The 1564-nt window shown below is 38.7% G+C and carries 4 protein-coding genes; all 4 read right to left on the reverse strand.

Translation table 11 applies throughout. The features are described 5' to 3' along the window. Window positions 1-182: hypothetical protein (locus PGP85_RS21205; RefSeq protein ID WP_270329346.1), on the reverse strand; the 182-nt coding region annotated here is incomplete at its 3' end. 25 nt (window positions 183-207) lie between these two features. Continuing rightward, complete coding sequence (locus PGP85_RS21210) at window positions 208-669, reverse strand: class I SAM-dependent methyltransferase (RefSeq protein ID WP_010739660.1); 462 nt, start codon at window positions 667-669, stop codon at window positions 208-210. 32 nt (window positions 670-701) lie between these two features. Next, window positions 702-956 (reverse strand): hypothetical protein, encoded by a 255-nt coding sequence (locus tag PGP85_RS21215; RefSeq protein WP_270329350.1) that lies wholly within the window; start codon window positions 954-956, stop codon window positions 702-704. A 1-nt stretch (window position 957) separates the two neighbouring features. Then, the gene (locus PGP85_RS21220) at window positions 958-1446 is read right to left on the reverse strand and encodes a hypothetical protein (protein ID WP_270329352.1); all 489 of its coding nucleotides are present in this window, start codon (window positions 1444-1446) and stop codon (window positions 958-960) included. Window positions 1447-1564 lie beyond the last annotated feature (118 nt).

Genomic DNA, 1564 nt, shown 5'->3' on the forward strand with positions numbered 1-1564 from the left:
CAAATATCAATATCTGAATCATCTGCCATATCTTCTAAAATTTCATCTAACCATTCTTTAGTGGTGCCAATAACAATTCCATCTACAATTTTTCCTTTTTGATACAACGGAAAAATTGCGACAGCTTCGTTGCCGTCATTTGGAAATTTACCTGTTGTCTTTCTAAATTCCTTATAATTCATTGTTCTTCCTCCTTAATTTCTTCCGTTAGCTGACTTCTTTTAAGAAAACTGTCCAACGTGTTTTACTACGTTTATCACCAAATAAAGGCTTGTGATCGATATAGGATAATACTTCTCTGAAACTAATTTGATCAGTATTCCATTTGAAAACTAGCGTTCCATTAGGTTTTAAAACTCTCATACACTCATTGAATCCATCGTGAATCATTTTTGGCCAGTTGCCGTCAAGCTTGCCGTACTTTTTGGCCAACCATGAATTTTCACCAGCATTGACCATATGCGGCGGATCAAATACGACTAAATCAAACTCATTATCAGAAAATGGCATTTCTGTAAAATCGGCCAGAACGTCTGGATCAACATTGATTATGTGCCCTGTATCTAACTCCTCGTAATATTGCCTTTTGTCCATATATGTTGTGATTGGATTGTTCTTATCAAACCAAAACATCCGACTACCACAACAGGCATCTAATACTTTTGCCAAACGATCACTCCTTTCCTATGCTAATGCCCCAGTTAGTGGAGCTTTTTCTTATGTCCTAACCAATCCTCCGCCACTTTCTCAACGTCCCTTTTCTTCCATGCAAAAAGGTCAAACCTCACTCCTGCACGGCTTGGTTTTCGCTTACGATTCCTATCTATCGTTTCTCTATGAATCACGTGTTTGTCACCGTTAGAATCTTCCACGATAATTATGTTTTTGTAGGGTTGATCTAGATATTCGATTTCTTCACCCACGATAGACTCGCCGTAGATATTTACTGTATGCATGCTAATCCTCCATTTCGTTTACCACATAGTTTCTTTCAATTCCGTATTTCCGCATCCATTGATAAATCGTTCCTTGGGACGCGCCAAAATCTCGACTCGCTTTCTTCCAACCACCGATTTTGTATGCTTCTTCTAGTTCGATTTTCGTAGGCATTTGAAGTCGTCTGTATCTTTTAAGCTTGTGTTTTCTACGTACGTATGCAAAGACTCTTGCATCTATTCGATATTTTTTGCGGATTTCACTTATAGGCATTTCTTGCTTTAGCATCTCAACGATGTCTTCTTCCATACCGGATCGAGCATTTAAATATAGCTGGTATCTTCGATCATTCTTCTCTGAGGTAGTAACTTCTTCCTCGGTTTCGATGATAAGCATGAGTTGCTTATGTCGTTTACTTTTCTCTTTGTCTAAATACCATTCTGGATCGTTGATCAACAGTAGCAATTCATCCCATGCTTTTTGTTGCGCTGGATTTTTACGTTTTCTCATCTAGCACCCTCCCTAAAATGGCAGATCATCGTCACTGATGTCGATTGACGAACCACTGAACGGATCAGAATCCGAACTATTGTCATTAGTTTTCTGACGAGTATCATCGTTTTGTCGC

Origin of the sequence: Enterococcus malodoratus (genome assembly GCF_027659535.1) — a bacterium.
Taxonomy (GTDB): domain Bacteria; phylum Bacillota; class Bacilli; order Lactobacillales; family Enterococcaceae; genus Enterococcus_A; species Enterococcus_A malodoratus.